General features: G+C 74.8%; 2 protein-coding genes. Both read left to right on the top strand.

Annotated elements, in window-relative coordinates:
* Positions 1–2: 2 nt before the first annotated feature.
* Complete coding sequence (locus WME85_RS03730; RefSeq protein WP_437835306.1) at positions 3–12,386, top strand: amino acid adenylation domain-containing protein; 12,384 nt, start codon at positions 3–5, stop codon at positions 12,384–12,386.
* Positions 12,383–21,175, top strand: a complete 8,793-nt coding sequence (locus WME85_RS03735) for an amino acid adenylation domain-containing protein (RefSeq protein ID WP_437835307.1) — start codon at positions 12,383–12,385, stop codon at positions 21,173–21,175. The genes WME85_RS03730 and WME85_RS03735 overlap by 4 nt, the downstream gene beginning before the upstream one ends.
* Positions 21,176–21,376 lie beyond the last annotated feature (201 nt).

Here is a 21,376-nt window from a genome sequence, read left to right on the forward strand (position 1 = left end):
CGATGAAGACCAACCAAGACGCGCGCGAGCGGCTCGACGCCCTCTCTCCGGCGAAGCGAGCCCTGCTCCAGAAGCTGATGCAGAAGCCGCTGCCGAAGCCGCGGCCGAGCGCGGCCCCGCAGGACGCGATCGGCCCCCGGCCGCCCGGCGAGGCGCCGCCGCTGTCCGCGTCGCAGCAGCGGCTCTGGTTCCTCGACCAGCTCGACGGCAAGAGCGCCACCTACAACATGGGCGGCGCCATGCGGCTGGAAGGGCCGCTGGACGCGGCGGCGCTCGAGCGCGCGCTCCTCGAGATCGTCCGGCGCCACGAGGCGCTCCGCACGCGCTTCGTCGCGCGGGACGGCAAGCCGGTCCAGCTCATCTCCCCCGACGCTCGCTGCGAGCTCGAGAGGGTCTCGCTCGAGGCGCTCCCCGCGGAGACGCAGGAGACCGAGGTGCGCCGGCTCGCGACGGAGCACCTCCGGAGCCCGTTCGACCTCGCGGGGACGCTCTCCCGCACGACCCTGCTGCGCCTGCGCGACGACGTCCACGTGCTCCTGCTCGCGGTGCACCACATCGTCTCGGACGGCTGGTCGATCGCGGTCTTCTTCCGGGAGCTGTGCGCGCTCTACGAGGCCTACGCGAACGGCAGGCAGCCCGAGCTGCCGCCGCTGCCCATCCAGTACGCCGATTACGCCTGCTGGCAGCAGGGCTCGCTCTCGCGCGAGCGGCTCGCGCCGGCGATCGCGTACTGGAAGGCCCAGCTGAAGGACGCGCCGGCGACCCTCGACCTGCCGTTCGACCGGCCGCGCCCGCCGGCGCAGACCTTCCACGGGCGCACGCTCCGGTTCCACCTCGATCGCGCCCTCCGCGACCGGCTCTCGGCGCTCTGCCGGGAGACCGGCGCGACGCTGTTCATGACCCTCCTGTCCGGGTTCGCGGTCGTGCTGTCCCGCTACAGCCACCAGGCGGACGTCGTCATCGGCTCGCCGAGCGCCAACCGCCCGCGCAAGGAGCTCGAGCCGCTCATCGGCTTCTTCGTCAACACGCTCGCGATGCGGATCGACCTCGCCGGGCGCCCCACGGTCCGCGAGCTGCTCGCGCGCGTCCGCGAGGCGTGCGTCGGCGCCTACGCCCACCAGGAGCTGCCCTTCGAGCTCCTGGTCGAGGAGATCAAGCCCGAGCGGAACCTGAGCCACTCGCCCGTCTTCCAGGTCATGTTCGTCCTGCAGAACGCGCAGGCGGACGAGACGCAGCTCGCCGACCTCAAGCTGTCGATCTTCGACCCGGACACGGGCACGTCGATGTTCGACATGACGCTGTTCATCCAGGAGAAGGAGGACGGGCTCGCCGGGGCGGTGGAATACAACACGGACCTGTTCGACGAGGCGACGATCGCGCGCTTCGTCGTCCACTACCGGACCCTCCTCGAGGCGCTCGGGTCCGGGCCCGACCGCCGCATCTCGGATCTCCCGATCCTCGATCCCGCAGAGCGGGCGCAGTGCCTCGTCGCGTGGAACGAGACGCGCGTCGAGCACGCGGGGCCGGGGACGGCGCCCGCGCTGTTCGAGGCGCAGGTCGAGCGGACGCCCGACGCGATCGCGGCCCGGTTCGAGGGGCAGAGCCTGACCTACCGCGCGCTCGACGCGCGCGCGAACCAGCTCGCGGCGCACCTCGCGGGGCTCGGCGTGGGGCAGGGGACGCTCGTGGCGGTCTTCCTCGACCGCTCGCTCGACCTCCTGGTCGCGCTGCTCGCCATCCAGAAGGCAGGCGGGGCCTACGTGCCGATGGACCCCTCCTACCCGCACGATCGGCTCTCGTTCATGCTCGAGGACTCCGGCGCCCCGGTCGCCCTGACCGAGGAGCGCCTGGCCTCGGCGCTGCCGCCGAGCGCGGCGACCCTCGTCGTCCTCGACCGCGAGCGGGCGGCGATCGAGGCTGCCCCGGCGGAGCGGCCGCGGGGCGCCCAGGCGGACGACCGCGCCTACGTCCTCTACACGTCGGGCTCGACCGGCAAGCCGAAGGGGGTGCAGGTCACGCACCGCGCCCTCGGCAACTTCCTCCTGTCGATGGCGCGCGAGCCGGGGCTGTCGCCGGAGGACCGGCTGCTCGCGGTGACGACCGTCTCCTTCGACATCGCCGGCCTGGAGCTCTACCTGCCCCTGTGCGTCGGCGCGAGCGTGGAGCTCGTGTCGCGCGAGGTGGCGTCCGACGGGGTCGCGCTCCTCGCGACCCTGAAGCGGTCGGGCGCCACGTGCATGCAGGCGACGCCGGCGACGTGGTGGTCGCTCCTCGAGGCGGGCCTCGCGCCGGGCGCGCTGCGGAAGATCCTCTGCGGCGGCGAGGCGCTGCCGCGCGAGCTCGCCGAGCGGCTGCTCCGCACCGGCGCCGAGGTCTGGAACCTCTACGGCCCGACGGAGACGACCATCTGGTCCGCCGCGTCCCGCGTGCGCCCGGCGCCCCGCGACGGGCGGAGCGCCGACGCCGCGTGCCCCATCGGCCGGCCCATCGCCAACACGCAGATCTACCTGCTCGATCGCGACGGGCGCCCCGTCCCGATCGGCGTGCCCGGCGAGCTCTACATCGGCGGCGACGGGCTCTCGATCGGCTACCTCAACCGCCCCGCCCTGACCGCCGAGCGGTTCGTCCCTGATCCCTTCGGCGGCGTCCCCGGCGCGCGCCTCTACCGCACGGGCGACCTCGCCCGCTTCCGCCCCGACGGCGCGGTGGACTTCCTGGGCCGGGCGGACAACCAGATCAAGCTGCGCGGCTACCGCATCGAGACCGGGGAGATCGAGGCCGTCCTCGACCAGCACCCCGCGGTGAAGGCGAGCGCCGTCGTCTGCCGCGACGCAGGCCTCGCGCACAAGGAGCTCGTCGCCTACGTCGTCGAGGATCCGGCGTTCGTCGCCCGGAGCGAGCAGGGGTCCGAGCTCCGCGAGCAGCTCACCGGCGAGTGGCAGACCATCTGGAACGAGACCTACCGGGAGGACCGGGAGGCGGCGCCGGCGGCGCTCGACACCGTCGGGTGGAAGAGCAGCTACACCGGCGAGCTCTTGCCGGCCGAAGAAATGCGCGAGTGGACCGAGGCGACCGCGGGGCGGATCCTCGCGCTCGGCCCGGCGCGGGTGCTCGAGGTGGGGTGCGGGACCGGCATGATCCTGCTCCGCGTCGCGCCGCACGCGCAGCGCTACGTCGGCGTCGACTTCTCGGCCGTCGTGCTCGAGCAGCTCGCGGCCAAGGTCGAGGAGCGCGGCCTCGCGCACGTGCGCCTCGCGCGCGGCGCCGCCACCGAGCTCGACCAGCTGGGCGAGCGCGGGTTCGACGCGATCGTCCTCAACTCCGTCATCCAGTACTTCCCGAGCCTCGACTACCTGGCGCACGTGATCGAGCAGGCGCTCGCGCTGCTCGACGACGGCGGCGCGATCGTGCTCGGCGACGTGCGGAGCCTCCTGCACCTCGGCATGCAGCACGCCTCCGTGCAGCTCCACCGCGCGAGCCCGGGCGCGTCGCGCGACGAGATCCGCGCGGCGGTGCAGCGCCAGGTCGCCCACGAGCAGGAGCTCCTCATCCACCCCGCGTTCTTCGCGTCCCTGCCGGAGCGGCTGGGCGGGCTCGCGGGCGTCGAGATCCAGCTCCGGCGCGGCGCGCGCTGGAACGAGATGAGCAAGTTCCGGTACGACGTCGTGCTCCGCAAGGGCCGGCCGGGCGCCGCGCAGCGCGCGCCGTCCACCGTCGACGCCATCGACGCCTCGCGCTGGGCCTCGCCGCGCGACGGGCTGGAGAGCCTCCTCGCCGGGAAGGCGCCGGACGCCGTGATCGTCGAGGGCCTCCCCAACGCGCGCGTCGCGGACGACGCCCGGGTCATGGCGTGGCTCGAGGGCGCGGGCGCCGAGCCCACGGCCGGCGCCCTGCGGGCGTCGCTCGCGGCCCAGCCGGCGCCCGGCGTGGACCCCGAGGACGTCTTCCGGCTGGGCGAGTCGCTGGGGTACGCGGTGGAGATCGCGTGGTCCGGGTCGGACCCGAGGGCGCGGTTCGACGCCCTCTTCCGCCGGGGAAGCGCGCCGTCGAGCGCGCTGTCTATCCTCGGCGGCTGGCCGCGCTGCGCGGCCGCCGGATCCGAGGCGCTCGCCAACGATCCGCTGGCGGGGCGGCGGGAGCGCGCGCTCGTGCAGGGCCTCCGCGCGCACCTCGAGCGGCACCTGCCCGCGTACATGGTCCCGTCCAGGTACGTGCGCCTCGACGCGTTCCCGCTCACCCCGAACGGCAAGGTCGATCGCAAGGCCCTGCCCGCGCCGGACCAGAAGGCGCGCGCGGCCGAGCAGGTCGCGCCCAGCACCGAGGACGAGGCGCGCCTCGCGACGATCTGGGCCGAGGCGCTCGGCGTGGGCAGCGTCGGCGTCACCTCCGACTTCTTCGATCTGGGCGGCCACTCGCTGCTCGCGACCCAGGTCATCTCCCGGATCCGCGACGCCTTCGGGATCGAGCTGCCGCTGCGCTCGCTGTTCGAGGCGCGGACGGTGCAGGCGCTCGCGAGAGAGCTCCGCGCGCGGGAGCCCGCGGCGGCCGCCCCCGCGCTGCCCGTGCGGCGCACGGCGGCGCCCGGCGCCGCGCCGCTGTCGTTCTCGCAGCAGCGGCTCTGGTTCCTGGACCGGCTGGAGGGGCCGAGCGCGACCTACAACCTGTTCGGCTCCCTGCGGCTCCGCGGCGCGCTCGACGCCGGCGCGCTCGGGCGGGCGTTCGACGAGATCGTCCGGCGCCACGACGTCCTGCGCACCCGGATCGTCGAGGTGGACGGGCAGGCGGTGCAGGTCGTGTCCGACGACGCGCGCTGCCCCTTCTCCCTCGAGGACGTCGCCGGCGGGGAGGACGAGGCGCGCGCGCGGGCCGTCGCGCTGGCGCACCGCCCCTTCGACCTGGCCGGGGAGCCGCCGATCCGGGCGCACCTCCTGCGGCTCGGCGAGCGCGACCACGTCCTCGTGATCTCGGCGCACCACATCGCCACGGACGAGTGGTCGATCCGCATCTTCCTGCGGGAGCTCAGCGAGCTCTACGGCGTCTTCGCGCGCGGCGAGGCGTCGCCCCTGCCCGAGCTCACCGTCCAGTACGCCGACTACGCCCGCTGGCAGCGCGCGTGGCTCGAGGGCGAGGCGCGCGCGCGCCAGGTCGATCACTGGCGCGGCCGCCTGGCCGGCGCGCCGCGGGTCCTCGAGCTGCGCACCGACCGGCCCCGGCCCGCGGTCCAGACCTTCCGCGGGCGGACGCTGAAGTTCGAGCTCGACGCGGCGCTGACGCGCGGCCTGCGCGAGCTGTCGCGGGCGAGCGGCGCCACGCTGTTCATGACCCTGCTCTCTGGCTTCGCGGCGTTCCTGTCGCGCTACAGCGGCCAGCGGGATCTCGTGGTGGGCACCCCCATCGCGAACCGGACCCGCAGCGAGCTGGAGCCGCTCATCGGCTTCTTCGTCAACACGCTCGCCCTCAGGGTCGACCTCGGCGGCGACCCCTCGACGACCGAGCTCCTCGCGCGGGTCCGCGCCTCGAGCCTCGAGGCCCACGACCACCAGGACATCCCCTTCGAGAGCCTCGTGGAGGAGCTCCAGATCGAGCGCGACCTCCGTCACACGCCGCTCTTCCAGGCGATGTTCATCCTCCAGAACGCCCCGCTGTCGCAGCTCGGGCTGGCGGGCGTGGAGGTCGCGGACTTCGAGATCGACTCGCCGATCGCCCGCTTCGACCTCACGCTGTCGATGGAAGAGACCGACCGCGCGCTGCGGGCGGGCCTGGAGTACAACACCGACCTCTTCGACGACGCGACCGCCGAGCGCATGGTCTCGCACCTCACGGCGCTCCTCGCGGCCATGGTCGCGCGCCCCGGCGTCCCGGTGAGCCGGCTCCCGATGATCGCGGACGCCGAGCGAGGCGCGCTGCTCGGGGATCTCAGCGGCGAGCGGCGCGCTCACGACGGCCCGGAGACGGTGCACGCGCTGTTCTCGCGTCAGGCGCGGCGCGCCCCGGACGCGCCGGCGATCGTCGCGACGAGCGGCGCGCTGACGTACGCCGAGCTCGACCGGCGGTCGGACCGGCTCGCGGCGCGGCTGCAGGCGGCGGGGGTCGGCCCGGAGGTCCTGGTCGGGCTGTTCGTCGAGGACCCGACGGAGCAGGTGGTCGGGCTCCTCGCGATCCTCAAGGCGGGCGGGGCCTACCTGCCGATCGACCCGCGCTACCCGGCGGAGCGCATCGCGTTCATGCTCGACGACAGCCGGGCGCCCGTGGTCCTCACCGAGCGGCACCTCGCGGACGGCCTGCCCTCGCGCTGCGACGCCGTGCTGATCGACGCGGACGCCGTGCTGATCGACGCGGACGGCGACAGCGGCGCGGGCGCGCCGCGCGCGGCGGCGCTGCCGGACAACCTGGCCTACGTGATCTACACGTCGGGGTCCACCGGCCGGCCCAAGGGGGTCGGGGTCTCGCACCGGGCGATCTGCAACCTCGCGCGGGCCCAGCTCGAGCAGTACGGGATCGACGCCGGGAGCCGGCTCCTCCAGCTCGTGTCGCTCAGCTTCGACGTGGCGACCTCGGACGTCGTGATGGCGCTGCTCTGCGGCGCCGCGCTCTGCGTCTCTTCCCAGGAGGAGCGCGCGCCGGGCGAAGGCCTCGTCGAGCGGCTCGCCGCGCAGCGCATCACCCACCTCCAGATCCCGGCCTCGCTCCTCGTCGGCCTGCCGCGCCGCGAGCTGCCGGAGCTCCGCGCGGTCGTCGTCGGCGGCGAGTCGTGCCCGATGGACGTGCTCCAGCGCTGGCGGAGCGGCCGGCGCCTCTTCAACGCGTACGGCCCGACCGAGACGACGGTCTCCGCCACCATCGGCGAGATCGGCCCCGACGACATCGTCGCGCACATCGGCCGCCCGGTCCCCAACGCGCGCGTGTACATCCTCGACGAGCACCTGGAGCCCGTCCCGACCGGCGTCGCCGGCGAGATCTACGTAGGCGGCGTCCAGGTCGCGCGCGGTTACCTCGGGCAGCCCGGGGTGACGGCCGAGCGGTTCCTCCCCGATCCGCACGCGAAGGAGCCGGGCGCCCGCATGTACCGGACCGGCGATCTCGCCCGCTACCGCGAGCGCGGCCGCATCGAGTTCCTCGGGCGCACGGATCACCAGATCAAGCTGCACGGAAACCGGATCGAGCTCGGCGAGATCGAGGCGGCGCTTTCCGGGCACCCCGACGTGGCGCAGGCCGTGGTGGTCGTGCGGGAGGACCGGCCGGGGCAGCGGCGCCTCGTGGCGTACGCGGCGCTCGCCGGGGGCTCGAGCGTCGACGGCGAGGCGCTCCGGCGGCACCTGCAGGGACACCTCCCCGCGCACATGGTGCCGGGCGTCTGCGTGGTCCTCGGGGCCATGCCGCTCACCCCGAACGGCAAGGTCGACCGCGGGGCGCTGCCGAGCCCGGGCGACGCCGTGCGCGCGGCGGACCACGTGGCGCCGCGCACCCCGAACGAGGCGATCCTCGCGCGCATCTGGGCCGACGTGCTGGGCGCCCCGGACGTCGGCGTGCTCGACAACTTCTTCGCGCTCGGCGGCGACTCGATCATCAGCATCCAGGTCGTGAGCCGCGCCAAGCAGGCGGGCCTCGGCCTCACCGTCAAGCAGCTGTTCCAGCACCAGACCGTGGCGGAGCTGGCCGCGGTGGCCGTCGCCGGCCGGCGCGTGAGCGCCGACCAGGGCGAGCTCACGGGCCAGGTGGCGCTCACCCCGATCCAGCGCTGGTTCCTGGAGGGCAAGCCGCGGGAGCCCCACCACTTCAACCAGTCGGTCCTCATCGAGGCCGTGGGCGCGCTCGACCCGGCGGCGCTCGCGGACGCCCTGCGCCACCTCGGCCTCCACCACGACATCCTGCGCGCCCGCTTCCGGCCCGGCCGGGACGGGGCCGAGGCGTGGACCCAGGAGATCGTCGCGGCGGAGGAGCCGTTCCCGCTCGCGGTCGAGGACCTCGGCGAGCTCGCCTCGCTCGACGCGAAGCGGACGGCGCTCGAGGCGAGCGCGACCCGCGCGCAGGCCGCGCTGTCCCTGGCCGAGGGCTCGCTCTGCCGGGCGGTGCTCTACCGGCTCGGCGGCGGCGAGCCCGATCGGCTGCTGCTCGTCGTCCACCACCTGGTCGTGGACGGCGTCTCGTGGCGCATCCTGGTCGGCGACCTGGAGAGCGCCTACCTCCAGCGCCTCCGCGGCGGCCGGATCCAGCTCGGGCCCAAGACGACGTCGTTCCAGGAATGGGCGGCGCGGCTCGTCGAGCACGCGCGCTCGGACGCCCTCCTCGCCGAGCTCCCGGGCTGGCTCGAGATCTCGGCCGAGAGCGCCGCGCTGCCCCTCGACTTCGACGTCGACGTCGCCGCGCTGCGCACCGGCACGACGGCGACCGTGACCGCCTCGCTCGACGCTGCGGCGACCCGCGCGCTGCTCTCCGAGAGCGCCGCCGCCTACCGGACGCAGATCAACGACGTCCTGCTCACGGCGCTCGCGCGCACCCTGGCGCGTCACGTCGGCCGGAGCGCGCTCCGCATCGACCTGGAGGGGCACGGGCGCGAGGACCTGTTCGACGACGTGGACACCTCCCGCACCGTCGGCTGGTTCACGTCCGCCTTCCCGGTCGTGCTCGAGGCGGACCCGGGCGCGGAGATCGCGACCACGCTCCGGTCGGTCAAGGAGCGCCTCCGCGCGATCCCGCGCCACGGCGTCGGCTACGGGCTCCTCCGGTACCTCGGCCCGGACGACGCGCGCGCGCGGCTCGCGCAGGCCGCGCCGGCGCAGATCACGTTCAACTACCTCGGCCGCTTCGACGGGAGCGCGAGCGGCGCGGTGCTCGCGCGCGAGGCCCGCGAGCCGTCGGGGCCGGGCATCAGCCCGCGCGAGGCGCGGCGTTACCTCCTCGAGGTGAACGCGGTCGTCACCGGAGGGCGGCTCGAGGTCTCCTGGGTCTACAGCCCCGAGGCGCACCGCGACAGCACCGTCGAGGCGCTGGCGGACGGCTTCACGGCCGAGCTGGAGGCGGTGATCGCCCACTGCCGCGCGCCGGGAGCGGGCGGCTACACGCCGTCCGACTTCCCGCTCGCGCGCCTCCGCGAGCCGGTCCTCGCGCAGCTCTTCTCGCGGTGGGGACGGGGGATCGAGGACGCTTACCCGCTCTCGCCGGTGCAGCAGGGCATGCTGTTCCACACGCTCTACGACCGGGAGTCCGGGGCGTACTGCCAGCAGCTCGTCTGCCGCCTCTCCGGCGGCCTGAGCCCGGACGTGCTCCGGAAGGCCTGGGCCGCGGTGATCGAGCGCCACGCCGCGCTCCGGACCGCGTTCTTGCAGCTCGGGGACGACGACCCCGTCCAGGTGGTGCTCCGGGAGGTCGCCCCGCCGTGGGAGATCCTCGACTGGCGCGAGCTCCCGGCGGCCGAGCAGCCGGCGGCCCTCGAGCGGTTCCTCGAGCGCGACCGCCGGCGCGGGTTCGACCCCGAGCGGCCGCCGCTCATGCGCTTCTCGCTCCTCCGGCTCGCGGACGGCTGGCAGTTCGTCTGGAGCCACCACCATCTCCTGCTCGACGGGTGGTCGCTGCCCATCGTCCTCGGCGAGGCGATCCGCGCCTACGAGGCCCTGGTCCAGGGCCTCGACCTGGATCTCCGCCGCCCTCGCCCCTTCCGCGACTACGTGGCGTGGCTCGCCGAGCGCGACCCCGCCGCATCGGAGCGGTACTGGCGCGAGACCCTCGCGGGCTTCCGGGCGCCGACCCGCCTCGGCGTCGAGCGCGCCGGCGGCGCCGCCCACGCGGCCGGGCGCTCGTACGGCACCCGGGAGATCCAGCTCTCCGCCGCGACCACCGAGGCGCTGCGTGGCCTCTCGCGCGCGGCGCGCGTCACGATGAGCGTGGTCGTGCAGGCGGCCTGGGCCGTGCTGCTCGGGCGCTACAGCGGCGAGTCGGACGTGGTCTTCGGCGCCACCGTCGCCGGCCGCCCCGCCGCCCTCGCCGGCGTCGAGTCGATGGTCGGGCTCTTCATCGCGACGGTGCCGGTCCGGGAGGCGCCGCGCCCGGCGCTCCGCGTGGTCGAGTACCTGGCCGAGCTCCAGGAGCGCCAGGTCGCGCGCGAGCCGCACGCCCACTGCCCGCTCGTCGACATCCAGCGCTGGAGCGACGTGCCCCCGGGAGAGGCGCTGTTCGACAGCCTCGTCGTCTTCGAGAACTACCCCGTGGGCCAGGCGGCGGCGGACGAGCAGCGCCTCCTGCGGGTGACCGACGTGCAGGCGCTCGAGCGGACCAACTACCCCCTCACGCTCTTCGCGGCCCCGGGCGACGCGCTGCTCCTCAGGCTCTCGTACGACGAGGCGCGCTACGACGGCGCGCGCATCGCGGCCCTGCTCGGCCACCTCGCGCGCCTGCTCGAGGGCATGGCGCGGGGGCCCGACGCCCCGCTCGCGCGCCTGCCGCTCCTGTCCGAGGCCGAGCGGCGCGAGGTCCTCGTCGCGCCGAACCAGACCCGGCGCGACGTCTCCGGCGAGGGCCTCGTGCCCGCGCTGATCGCCGCCCAGGCGCGGCGCACGCCGGACGCGGTGGCCGTCTCCAGCGGCGGCGACGCGCTCACGTACGCCGAGCTCCGCCGCCGCTCGAGCGCGCTCTCGGACCGCCTGCGCGGCATGGGCGTCGGCCCCGAGGTCGTCGTCGGCGTGTTCGTGGAGCGCTCGCTCGACCTCGTCGTCGGGCTGCTCGGCGTCCTCGAGGCTGGCGGCGCCTACCTGCCGCTCGACACGGACTATCCGCCCGAGCGCCTGGCCTTCATGATGCGCGACGCCGGCGCCCCGCTCGTGCTGACCCAGACGCACCTGCTCGAGCGGCTGCCCGAGACCGGGGCGCAGGCCGTGTGCCTCGACGCCGCGCGGCCCGCGGAAGCCGAGGGCGCGCCCTCGGAGGCCGACGGCGCGCGCCCGGGCCCGCCGGGCGCCCCCGTCCGCACGCCGGCCTCCGCGGGCCGCGCGGCGGGCCCGGACGACACGGCCTACGTGCTCTACACGTCCGGCTCCACCGGCCGCCCCAAGGGCGTCAGCGTCACCCACGCGAACCTGCGCAACTTCCTCCTCGCGATGCGCGAGTCGCCGGGGCTCTCCGCGCGCGACGTGCTCCTCTCCGTGACGACGATCTCGTTCGACATCGCGGGCCTGGAGCTCTACCTGCCGCTCGTGGCCGGCGCTCGGGTCGAGATCCTCGGGCGGGATTCGGCCCGCGACGCGCGCAAGCTCATGGCCGCGCTGCGCGCGTCCGGCGCGACCGTCATGCAGGCGACGCCCACGACGTGGCGCATGCTGCTGGAGGAGACCTGGGAGCCGGGCCGCCTCGAGCGCGCCCTGTGCGGCGGCGAGGCGCTGCCGGGGGACCTCGCCGAGCAGCTGCTCGGCCGGGGCCTCGAGGTCTGGAACCTGTACGGTCCGACGGAGACGACGATCTGGTCGACGGTCCAGCGCATCGAGCGCGCCGCGGAGCCCGGGGCCGCGCCGGGCGCCGTCTGCCCGATCGGCCGGCCGATCGCGAACACCGAGATCTACCTGCTCGACCGCAACCTCGAGCCGGTGCCGCCGGGCGTCCCCGGGGAGCTCTTCATCGCGGGCGACGGCGTGGCGCGCGGCTACCTGGGCCGGCCCGGGCTGACGGCGGAGCGGTTCGTCCCCGATCCGTTCGGCGACCGGCCGGGAGCCCGGATGTACCGGACCGGGGATCTGGTCCGGTACGGCGAGCGCGGCGCGCTCGAGTTCATCGGCCGCATCGACAACCAGGTCAAGCTGCGCGGCCACCGCATCGAGCTCGGCGAGGTCGAGGCGGCCCTCAAGCAGCACGAGCGCGTCGGCGACGCCGTGGTCGTCGCCCGGCGCGACCGGGCCGGCGAGGACCAGCTCGTCGCGTACCTCGTCCCGGCGCCCGGCGCCGACGTCGAGGCCGACGCGCTGCGGGCCTGGCTCGGCGAGCGGCTCCCCGCGTACATGGCCCCCGCGGCGTACGTCTCGCTCCCGTCGTTCCCGCTCACGCTGAACCGCAAGGTGGACCGCGCCGCCCTGCCGGCGCCGGACTTCGAGGCCGGCGCGGCGGCCTCGTACGTCGCGCCCGGCACGCCGACCGAGCAGCGGCTCGCGGACATCTGGCGGGAGATCCTCGGCGTCGAGCGCCCCTCGGTCACGGACGACTTCTTCCACCTCGGCGGGCACTCGCTGCGCGCGACCCGCGCCGTCACGAAGATCCAGGACGCTCTCCAGGTGAGCGTCCCGCTGCCGTACTTCTTCGGCCACCCGACCATCCGGGAGCTCGCCGACTACATCGACGGGATCGTCGCCGCCGGATCGCCCCCGCCAGATGGGCCCGGCGAGGACGAGGAGGACTTCACGCTGTGAAAGAAGCGTCCGACATCATCTCTCACCTCCGCAAGCGTGAGATCGCCGTCTGGATCGAGGGCGACAGCCTGCGCCTGCGCGCCACGAAGGGCGCGCTCACCCCGGAGCTGAAGTCCGAGCTCGCGCTGCGCAAGGAGGAGATCCTGCGCTGCCTCCGCGAGGAGCAGCAGGCCCGGGCGGCCAGCCAGGACGCCATCGCGAGGGTGCCGGAGGGCGATGAGATCCCCCTGTCGTTCTCGCAGCAGCGGCTCTGGTTCCTGCACCAGCTCGAGGGGCCGAGCAGCACGTACAACATGCCGCTCCCCGTCCTCCTCGACGGTCCGCTCGACGTCGCCGCGCTCCGGCGGGCGCTCGACGACCTCTGGCGCCGCCACGAGGTGCTGCGGACCCGGTTCGTCACCGAGGGCGGCCGCCCGACGCCGGTCGTCTCCGACGACCCCAGCTGCCCCGTCGTCGAGCGCTCGCTCGAGCCGCAAGCCGACGAGGAGGACGAGGAGCTCGAGCTCGCGCGCCAGGCGACCGCCGAGGTGTCCCGGCCGTTCGACCTCGAGCGGGAGGCGCCCATCCGGATCACGCTGCTCCGGATCAGCCCGACGCGGCACGCGGTCCTCGCCACGGCGCACCACATCGCGTTCGACGCCTGGTCGTCGGGCGTGTTCCTGCGCGAGCTGTCGGCCCTCTACGCGGCGCACCGGAGCGGGCAGCCCGCGGCGCTCCCCGAGCTCCCGGTCCGGTACGCCGACTACGCGGCGTGGCAGCGCCGCCGCCTGTCCGGGCCGCTGCTCGCGACGCAGCTCGAGCACTGGCGCAAGGAGCTCGCCGGGGTGCCCGCCGCCCTGGAGCTCCCCACGGACAAGCCGCGGCCGCGGCTCCAGACCTTCCGCGGGCACTCCCGGTCGTTCGTGCTCGACGCGCGGCTCACGGGCGACCTCGAGCGGATCGGCCGGGAGGCCGGCGCGACGCTGTTCATGGTGCTCCTGTCCGGCTTCGCGGCGCTGCTCCACCGCTACAGCGGCCAGGACGACTTCGCGATCGGCACGCCGATCGCGAACCGCACCCGCGCCGAGCTCGAGCCGCTCATCGGCTGCTTCGTCAACACGCTCGCGCTGCGCGTCCGGCCCCACGGCGCCCTCACGGCCCGCGAGCTCATCGCCGCCGTGCGCACGACCAGCCTCGACGCCTACGCCCACCAGGACGTGCCGTTCGAGCACCTCGTCGAGAAGCTCCAGCCCGCCCGCGACCTCGGCAGGAACCCGGTGTTCCAGGTGATGTTCATCCTGCAGAACGCCCCCGCTTCCGAGCTCCGCCTGCCGGACCTCGAGCTGTCATGGCTCAAGCCGACGTGGACGACCTCGCGCATGGACCTCACGCTCTCGATGGAGGCCGCGGGGGACCAGCTCACCGGCGCCATCGAGTACAACACCGACCTCTTCGACGACGCCACGATCGAGCGGCTCATCGGCCACTACCGCTCGCTCCTCTCGGCGCTGGCCCGCGATCCCGGCCGCCGCGTCGACGATCTCCCGCTGCTCGCGCCCGCGGAGCGCGCCGAGCTGCTCGCGGCGTGGAACCGGACCGGGCGCGCCTCCCCGGGCGCCGCGACCTTCCTCTCGCTCTTCGAGGCCCAGGTCGAGGCCCAGCCGGACGCGATCGCGGCCGAGTTCGAGGGCGAGTCGCTGACCTACCGCGCGCTCGACGAGCGGGCGAACCAGCTCGCCTGGCACCTCGCGGAGCTCGGCGTCAAGCCGGGCGCCCGGGTCGCCTTCTGCGTCGACCGCTCGCTCGCGATGCTCGTCGGCTTGCTCGGCGTCCTCAAGGCCGCCGGCGCCTACGTGGCAATGGACCCCGCGTACCCTTCCGAGCGCCTCGCCTTCATGCTCGAGGACTGCCGGCCCGCGCTCGTGCTGACCGAGGCGCGCCTCGCGCCCGGCCTGCCAGAGAGCGGCGCCCCCGCGGTCCTGATCGACCGCGACTGGGCCGAGATCGCCGGGCGCCGCGCGGACGCGCCGCCGCGGGCGCTCGGCGGCGCGGACCCCGCCTACGTGCTCTACACGTCGGGCTCCACGGGCCGCCCCAAGGGCGTCGAGGTGCCGCACGGCGCGCTCCTCAACTTCCTGATCGCGATGCGCGAGCGGCCCGGGCTCGCCCGGGGCGAGGTGCTGCTCGCGGTCACCACCATCTCGTTCGACATCGCGGGGCTCGAGCTCTACCTGCCGCTCGTGGCCGGCGGCCGCGTCGTCCTCCTGTCCCAGGCGGCGGCCCGCGACCCCTCCCGCCTGGCGCAGGCGATCCGCGACGCGGGCGCGACGGTCGTGCAGGCCACGCCCGCGACCTACCGGATGCTGGTCGCCGCGGACGCCGATCTCGGCCCGCTCCGCCGCGCGCTCTGCGGCGGCGAGGCGCTGCCGCGCCCGCTCTCGGAGCAGCTCCTCCAGCGCGGCCTCGAGGTGTGGAACCTCTACGGCCCGACCGAGACCACGATCTGGTCGACCGTGCACCGCGTCCTCCGGCGCGAGGACGGCGAGGAGGCCGAGGGCGTCGAGCCCATCGGCCGGCCCATCGACAACACGCGTATCTACGTGATCGACCGCCGCGGCGAGCCGGTGCCCGTCGGGGTCGCCGGCGAGCTGTGCATCGCCGGCGACGGCGTCGCGAGCGGCTACCTCGGCCGCCCCGGGCTCACCGCCGAGCGGTTCGTCCCCGAGCCGTTCGGCCCGGCGCCCGGCGCCCGGATGTACCGCACCGGGGATCTCGCGCGGTACCGGGCCGACGGCACCCTCGAGTTCCTCGGCCGCCTCGACCAGCAGGTCAAGGTGCGCGGCCACCGCATCGAGCTCGGCGAGATCGAGTCGGTGCTCGCCAAGCACCCCGGGGTGCGCGAGTGCGCCGTCGCGCTCCGCCAGATCCACGCCGACGACGCGCGCCTCACGGCCTACGTCGTGCCGCGAGACGGCGCGCTCGCGCCCGAGGCGCTGCGGAGCTGGCTCAAGGAGCGCCTGCCCGAGGCGATGACCCCGTCGCTCTTCGTCGAGCTCCCCGCGCTCCCGCTCACGCCGAACGGCAAGATCGACCGCAAGGCCCTGCCGGCCCCCGCGGCCCAGAGGGCCGACCGGGCGGCCGCGTTCGTGCCCACGCGCACGAAGATCGAGCAGCAGCTCGCCGAGATCTGGAGCGAGCTCCTGCGCGTGGAGCGCGTCGGCATCGACGACAGCTTCTTCGACCTCGGCGGCCACTCGCTGCTCCTGACCCAGCTCCACGCCCGGCTCCGGCGCGAGCTCGATCCGTCGCTCGCCCTCGTCGACCTGTTCCGTTACCCGACCATCCGGACCCTGGCCGAGCGCCTGCGCCGCGACGAGGAGGCGAAGGCCCCGGCGGCCGCGCCAGCGCGCTCCGTGGGCACCTCCGACGAGCGCATCGCCATCGTGGGCATGGCTGGCCGGTTCCCGAGGTCGCGCGACCTCGGCGAGTTCTGGCGCAACCTCCGGGACGGGGTCGACTGCATCGAGGTCTTCTCGGACGAGGAGCTCCTCGCCGGGGGGGTGCCGCGCCGGCTGCTCCGCGACCCGCGCTACGTGCGCGCGCGCGGCGTGCTCGACGACGTCGGGAGCTTCGACGCGGGCTTCTTCGGCTTCTCCCCGCGGGAGGCCGCGCTCATGGATCCGCAGCAGCGGATCTTCCTGGAGGTCGCGTGGGGCGCGCTCGAGGACGCGGGGTACGGCTCGAGCCAGCTCCCGTTCCCGGTCGGCGTCTTCGCGAGCGCGAGCCAGAGCGTCTACTACCTCGTGAACCTCGCCGTCGCGCCCGAGGGCGCCGGCGCCGACGCCCATTACCTCGCGATGATCGGCAGCGACAAGGACTACCTGCCCACGCGCGTGTCCTACACGTTCAACCTCACCGGCCCGAGCGTGAGCGTGCAGACGGCGTGCTCCTCGTCGCTCGTGGCGGTCCACATGGCCTGCCGGAGCCTGATCGGCGGCGAGTGCGACATGGCCCTCGCCGGCGGCGTGTGCGTGCAGGACCGCATCGGCTACCTGTACGAGGACGGCATGGTGGCCTCGCCCGACGGGCGCTGCCGCGCGTTCGACGCGCGCGCGCAGGGCACCGTGTGGGGCAGCGGCGCGGGCGTGGTCGCGCTCAAGCGGCTCTCGGACGCCGTGCGCGACGGCGACACCATCCACGCGGTGATCCTCGGCTCGGCCGTCAACAACGACGGCGCGCGCAAGGTCGGCTTCACCGCGCCCAGCGTGAGCGGCCAGGCGGCCGTCATCGCCGCGGCCCGCGCCGCGGCCGGCGTCGACCCGGCCAGCATCACCTACGTCGAGGCGCACGGCACCGGGACGCCGCTCGGCGATCCGATCGAGCTCGCCGCGCTCACCGAGGCCACGCGCCCCGCCACGGACCGCCGCGGCTTCTGCGCGATCGGCTCGGTCAAGACGAACATCGGCCACCTCGACGCCGGCGCGGGCATCGCGGGCCTCCTCAAGACCGTGCTCGCGCTGAAGCACCGCGAGATCCCCCCGACGGTGCACTTCGAGCGACCGAACCCGAAGCTCGACCTCGAGTCGAGCCCGTTCTTCGTGAACAGCCGCCTCATCGACTGGAACGTCGACGGCGGAGCCCCGCGGCGCGCGGGCGTGAGCTCGTTCGGCATCGGCGGCACCAACGCCCACGTCGTCCTCGAGGAGGCCCCGCCGCCCGAGCCGGCCCCCGCGCCCGCGGAGCGCGGCCCCGGCTGCTTCGTGCTCCCGCTCTCCGCGCGCACCGAGGCGGGCCTCTCGCGCCTCACCGCGGCGCTCGCGCGGCACCTGCGCGAGCGCCCCGACCTCGACCTCGCGGACGTCGCGTTCACGCTCCAGGTGGGCCGGCGGAGCTACCCGCACCGCAAGGTCGTCGTCTGCCGCGACCTCGCCGGCGCGGCGGCCGTGCTCGCGGAGCCCGCGCAGCTCCCGGGCGCGGCGCAGGAGCACGCCGATCGGGCGGTCGCGTTCCTGTTCCCGGGGCAGGGGTCGCAGTACGCGGGGATGGGCAGGGAGCTCTACGACGCCGAGCCGCGCTTCCGCGAGGCCGTGGATCGCTGCGCCGAGGCGCTCGCGCCGCTGCTCGGCCTCGACCTCCGGCAGGTCCTCTTCCCGCCCGCCGGCGGCCTCGCGCAGGCGGACCTCGATCTCGCCGAGACCCGCCTCACCCAGCCGGCCCTGTTCACGATCGAGTACGCGCTCGCCCAGCTCTGGATGTCCTGGGGCGTCCGCCCGGAGGCGATGATCGGCCACAGCATCGGCGAGTACGTGGCCGCGACGCTGGCCGGGGTGATCGAGCTCGCGGACGCCCTCGCCCTCGTCGCCGCGCGCGGGCGCCTCATCCAGTCGTTGCCCCCGGGGAGCATGCTGGCCGTGTCGCTCGCCGCGCGCGACGTCGAGAGCCGCGCGCTCCTCGGCCCCGAGCTCTCGCTGGCGACGATCAACGGCCCGGCGCAGTGCGTGGTCGCCGGTCCCACGGAGGTGATCGATCGGCTCCACGCCGATCTCGCCGCGCGCGGGGTGGAGAGCCGCAAGCTCCGCACCTCCCACGCCTTCCACTCCCGCATGATGGACCCCGTCCTCGCGGCGTTCGCGGCGGAGCTCCGGAAGATCCCGCTCCGCGCGCCTCGGATCCCGTTCGCCTCGAACGTGACCGGCGGCTGGATCACCGCCGAGGAGGCCACCTCGGTGGACTACTGGGTGCGGCACCTCCGCGAGACGGTCGATTTCGCCGAGGGCCTGCGGACGGTGATGTCCGTCCCTGACCTGATCCTCCTCGAGGTCGGCCCTGGGCGCGCGCTGGGCGGGCTCGTCCGGCGGCTGCCGGTCGAGGGGCAGCGGCCGCTCGTCCTGGCATCGCTCCCGGGGCGCGGCGACCAGCGCCCCCTGCCGGGCGATCCGGGCTCGGAGACGCACTTCGTCGCGAGCAGCCTCGGCCGGCTGTGGCTCTCGGGGGCCAAGATCGACTGGACGGCGCGCGCCGCCGAGGGCCGGCGCCGGCTCCCCCTGCCGACGTACCCCTTCGAGCGCCAGCGCTACTGGGTCGACAAGCCCGTGCTCCGGCACGGCGCGGAGCGGCGCGCGGGCGGCGCGCAGAAGAGCCTCGAGATCGAGGACTGGTTCTACCTTCCCGCGTGGAAGCCCGCCCTCGCGCCGAGGCCGCCCGGCCTCGACGCGCTGCGGGCGGAGCCGCACCGCTGGCTGCTCCTCGCGGACGGCTCCGGGCTCGGCCGGCGCATCGCCGCGCGCCTCGAGGAGGCCGGCCAGGAGGTCTTCACGGCGTTCGCCGGCGCGTCCTTCGCGCAGCGCGGCGACCGCGAGTTCGCGCTCCGCCCCTCGTCGCCCGACGACCACCGGAGGCTGCTCGAGGCGCTCGGGGATCGGGCGCCGGACCGGATCCTCCACCTGTGGAGCTGCTCGCGCGGCGCGGCGGCGGACCCCGGCCCGGCGCTGTTCGAGGCGTGCCAGGAGGCGGGCTTCTACAGCCTGCTCGCCCTCGCGCAGGCCCTCTCGTCGTCGGCGCGGGCCTCCTCGTGCCGGCTCTCCGTCGTCGCCGATCGCCTCTTCGACGCGCAGGGCGGCGACCGGGTGTGCGCCGAGAAGGCGCCGCTCCTCGCGCTCGCCCACGTGATCCCCCAGGAGCACCCGAACCTGCTCTGCCAGAGCGTCGAGGTCGAGCTGCCCGAGGAGGGGAGCCGCGACGAAGCGGACCTCACCGGCGCGCTGCTCGCGGAGATCCTGCGCGGCGATCTCGAGCCGTCCGTCGCGTACCGGGGCCGGCAGCGCCTCGTCCCGTCGTACGAGCCCGTCCGCCTGCAGGCCAGCGATCCCGAGGTTCGCGAGCTCCGCCCGCGCGGCGTCTACCTGATCACGGGCGGCCTCGGCCGCATCGGCCTCTGCCTGGCGCGGCACCTGGCGCAGGCGGCGAACGCGCGGCTCGCGCTCGTCGCGCGCACCGCGTTCCCGGACCGGTCCCGGTGGGACAGCCTGATCGCCGAGCGCGGCGCGTCCGACCCCACGAGCCTCAGGATCCGCGCGCTCCGGGAGATCGAGGCGCTCGGCGGCGAGGTCCTCGTGCTGGAGGCCGACGTCGCCGACGAGCGCGCGATGCGCGCGGCCCTCGAGGCCGTGGACGCGCGCTTCGGCGCTCTGCACGGCGTCGTGCACGCGGCCGGCACCCGCGGGGACGGCACGTTCATGGTCCCGCTCGACCAGGCCGACCGGGCGGCGTGCGAGGCCCAGTTCCGGCCCAAGGTGCTCGGGACCTACGTGCTCGACGCGCTGCTGCGCGATCGCGACCTGGACTTCTGCGTCCTGCTCTCGTCGACGTCGGCGATCCTCGGCGGCCTCGGGCTCGGCCCGTACGCCGCGGCGAACCGGTTCATGGACGCGTTTGTCCAGATGCGCGGCCGCGCCCACCGCGGGCGGTGGCTCTCGATGAACTGGGACGCCTGGAGCTTCGACGAGGCGCCTGGTGCGACCGAGCTCGCCATGACCCCCGACGAGGGCGCCGAGGCGTTCGATCGCGCCCTCCGTCGGGCCGGCGCGGGCCAGGTCGTCGTCGCGGTCGGCGCGCTGGAGGCCCGGATCGGGCAGTGGCTGCGGCGGCAGGAGGCGACGACGAGCCAGCCCTCGGGCGAGGCCCGCGCGCTCCATCCCCGCCCCGAGATGAGCACGCTGTTCGTCGCGCCCCGGACCGAGCTCGAGGGCCGGCTGGCCAGCATCTTCGGCGCGCTCCTCGGGTTCGAGGCGGTCGGCGTGCGGGACGACTTCTTCGATCTGGGCGGCGACTCGCTGCTGGCCGTCCGCCTGGCGGCCACGATCCACGCCGAGCTCGGGAAGCCGATCTCGCCGGCGCTCTTCCTGCAGGCCCCCACGGTGGCCCGGCTGGCGGAGCACCTCGAGGGACCTGAGCGGCCGGTCGTCGCGTCGCCCGTCGTCCCCATCCAGCCGCGGGGCAGCGAGCGACCGCTGTTCTTCGTCCCTGGCACCGGCGGCCACGTCCTCTACTTCCACGCGCTGGCGACCCTGCTCGAGCCCTCGGGCCGCCCCTTCTATGGCCTGCAGGCCGTGGGTCTCGACGGGCTCGAGCCGCCCCGCGCGAGCGTGGCCGACATCGCCGCCGGCTACCTCGAGCCGATCCGCGCCGTCCAGCCCCGCGGCCCGTACTACCTCGGCGGGCACTCCTTCGGGAGCTGGGTCGCCTACGAGCTCGCGCAGCAGCTCATGGATCTCGGCGAGGAGGTCGCGCTGCTCACCGTCCTCGACACCGTGGCGCCGAGCGAGCGGGATCTCGCCGCCTTCCAGGCCTGGACCGGGCCGGACTGGATCCTGGCGATCGCGGACATCATCGGGCAGCTGTGGAACCGGTCGTTCGGCCTGTCGCGCGACGCGCTGGCCCGGCTGTCCTGGGACGAGCAGCTCGATCGGCTGTCCGAGGCCCTGCAGTCGGCCGGGGTGGTCCCTGCCGGAGCCGAGCGGCAGCAGACCCGGGGGCTTGTCGAGGTGTACCGCACGCAGGCGCAGATGGATTACCGGCGTCCGCCGGGTAGGCCGGTGCCGATCGCGCTCTTCAGGGCGACCGAGCTCAATCCGGGCGCCGAGGAGATCCCGGAGGCGCGGCGCGCCGATCCGACCTGGGGCTGGCAGCCGTACGCGCGCGGGGCCGTCTCCCTCGAGCTCGTCCCCGGAGATCACCTGACGATCATGAGCCACCCGCACGTGCGCGTGCTCGCGGATCGCCTGCGACACCACCTCGCGAGCCGAGGTTAGCCGCTGCCGCTCGGGCTTTATGTCCCTTCTCGGAAACTCAACCCGCTATGCGCTCTGCGCGCGTTATCCAGACAGCGCGAGAACAAAAGGACGAGACAACGCGAGAACGAAAGGACGAGGCCTCATTGTGCTCACACTCGATGATTTCAGGCCTGATCTGCTGAGAGATCTCTTCGCTCCTCCCGGGTTCACGCGCGGCAA

The sequence above is a fragment of the Sorangium sp. So ce1153 genome (assembly GCF_051521595.1).
Classification (GTDB): Bacteria; Myxococcota_A; Polyangia; order Polyangiales; family Polyangiaceae; genus Sorangium.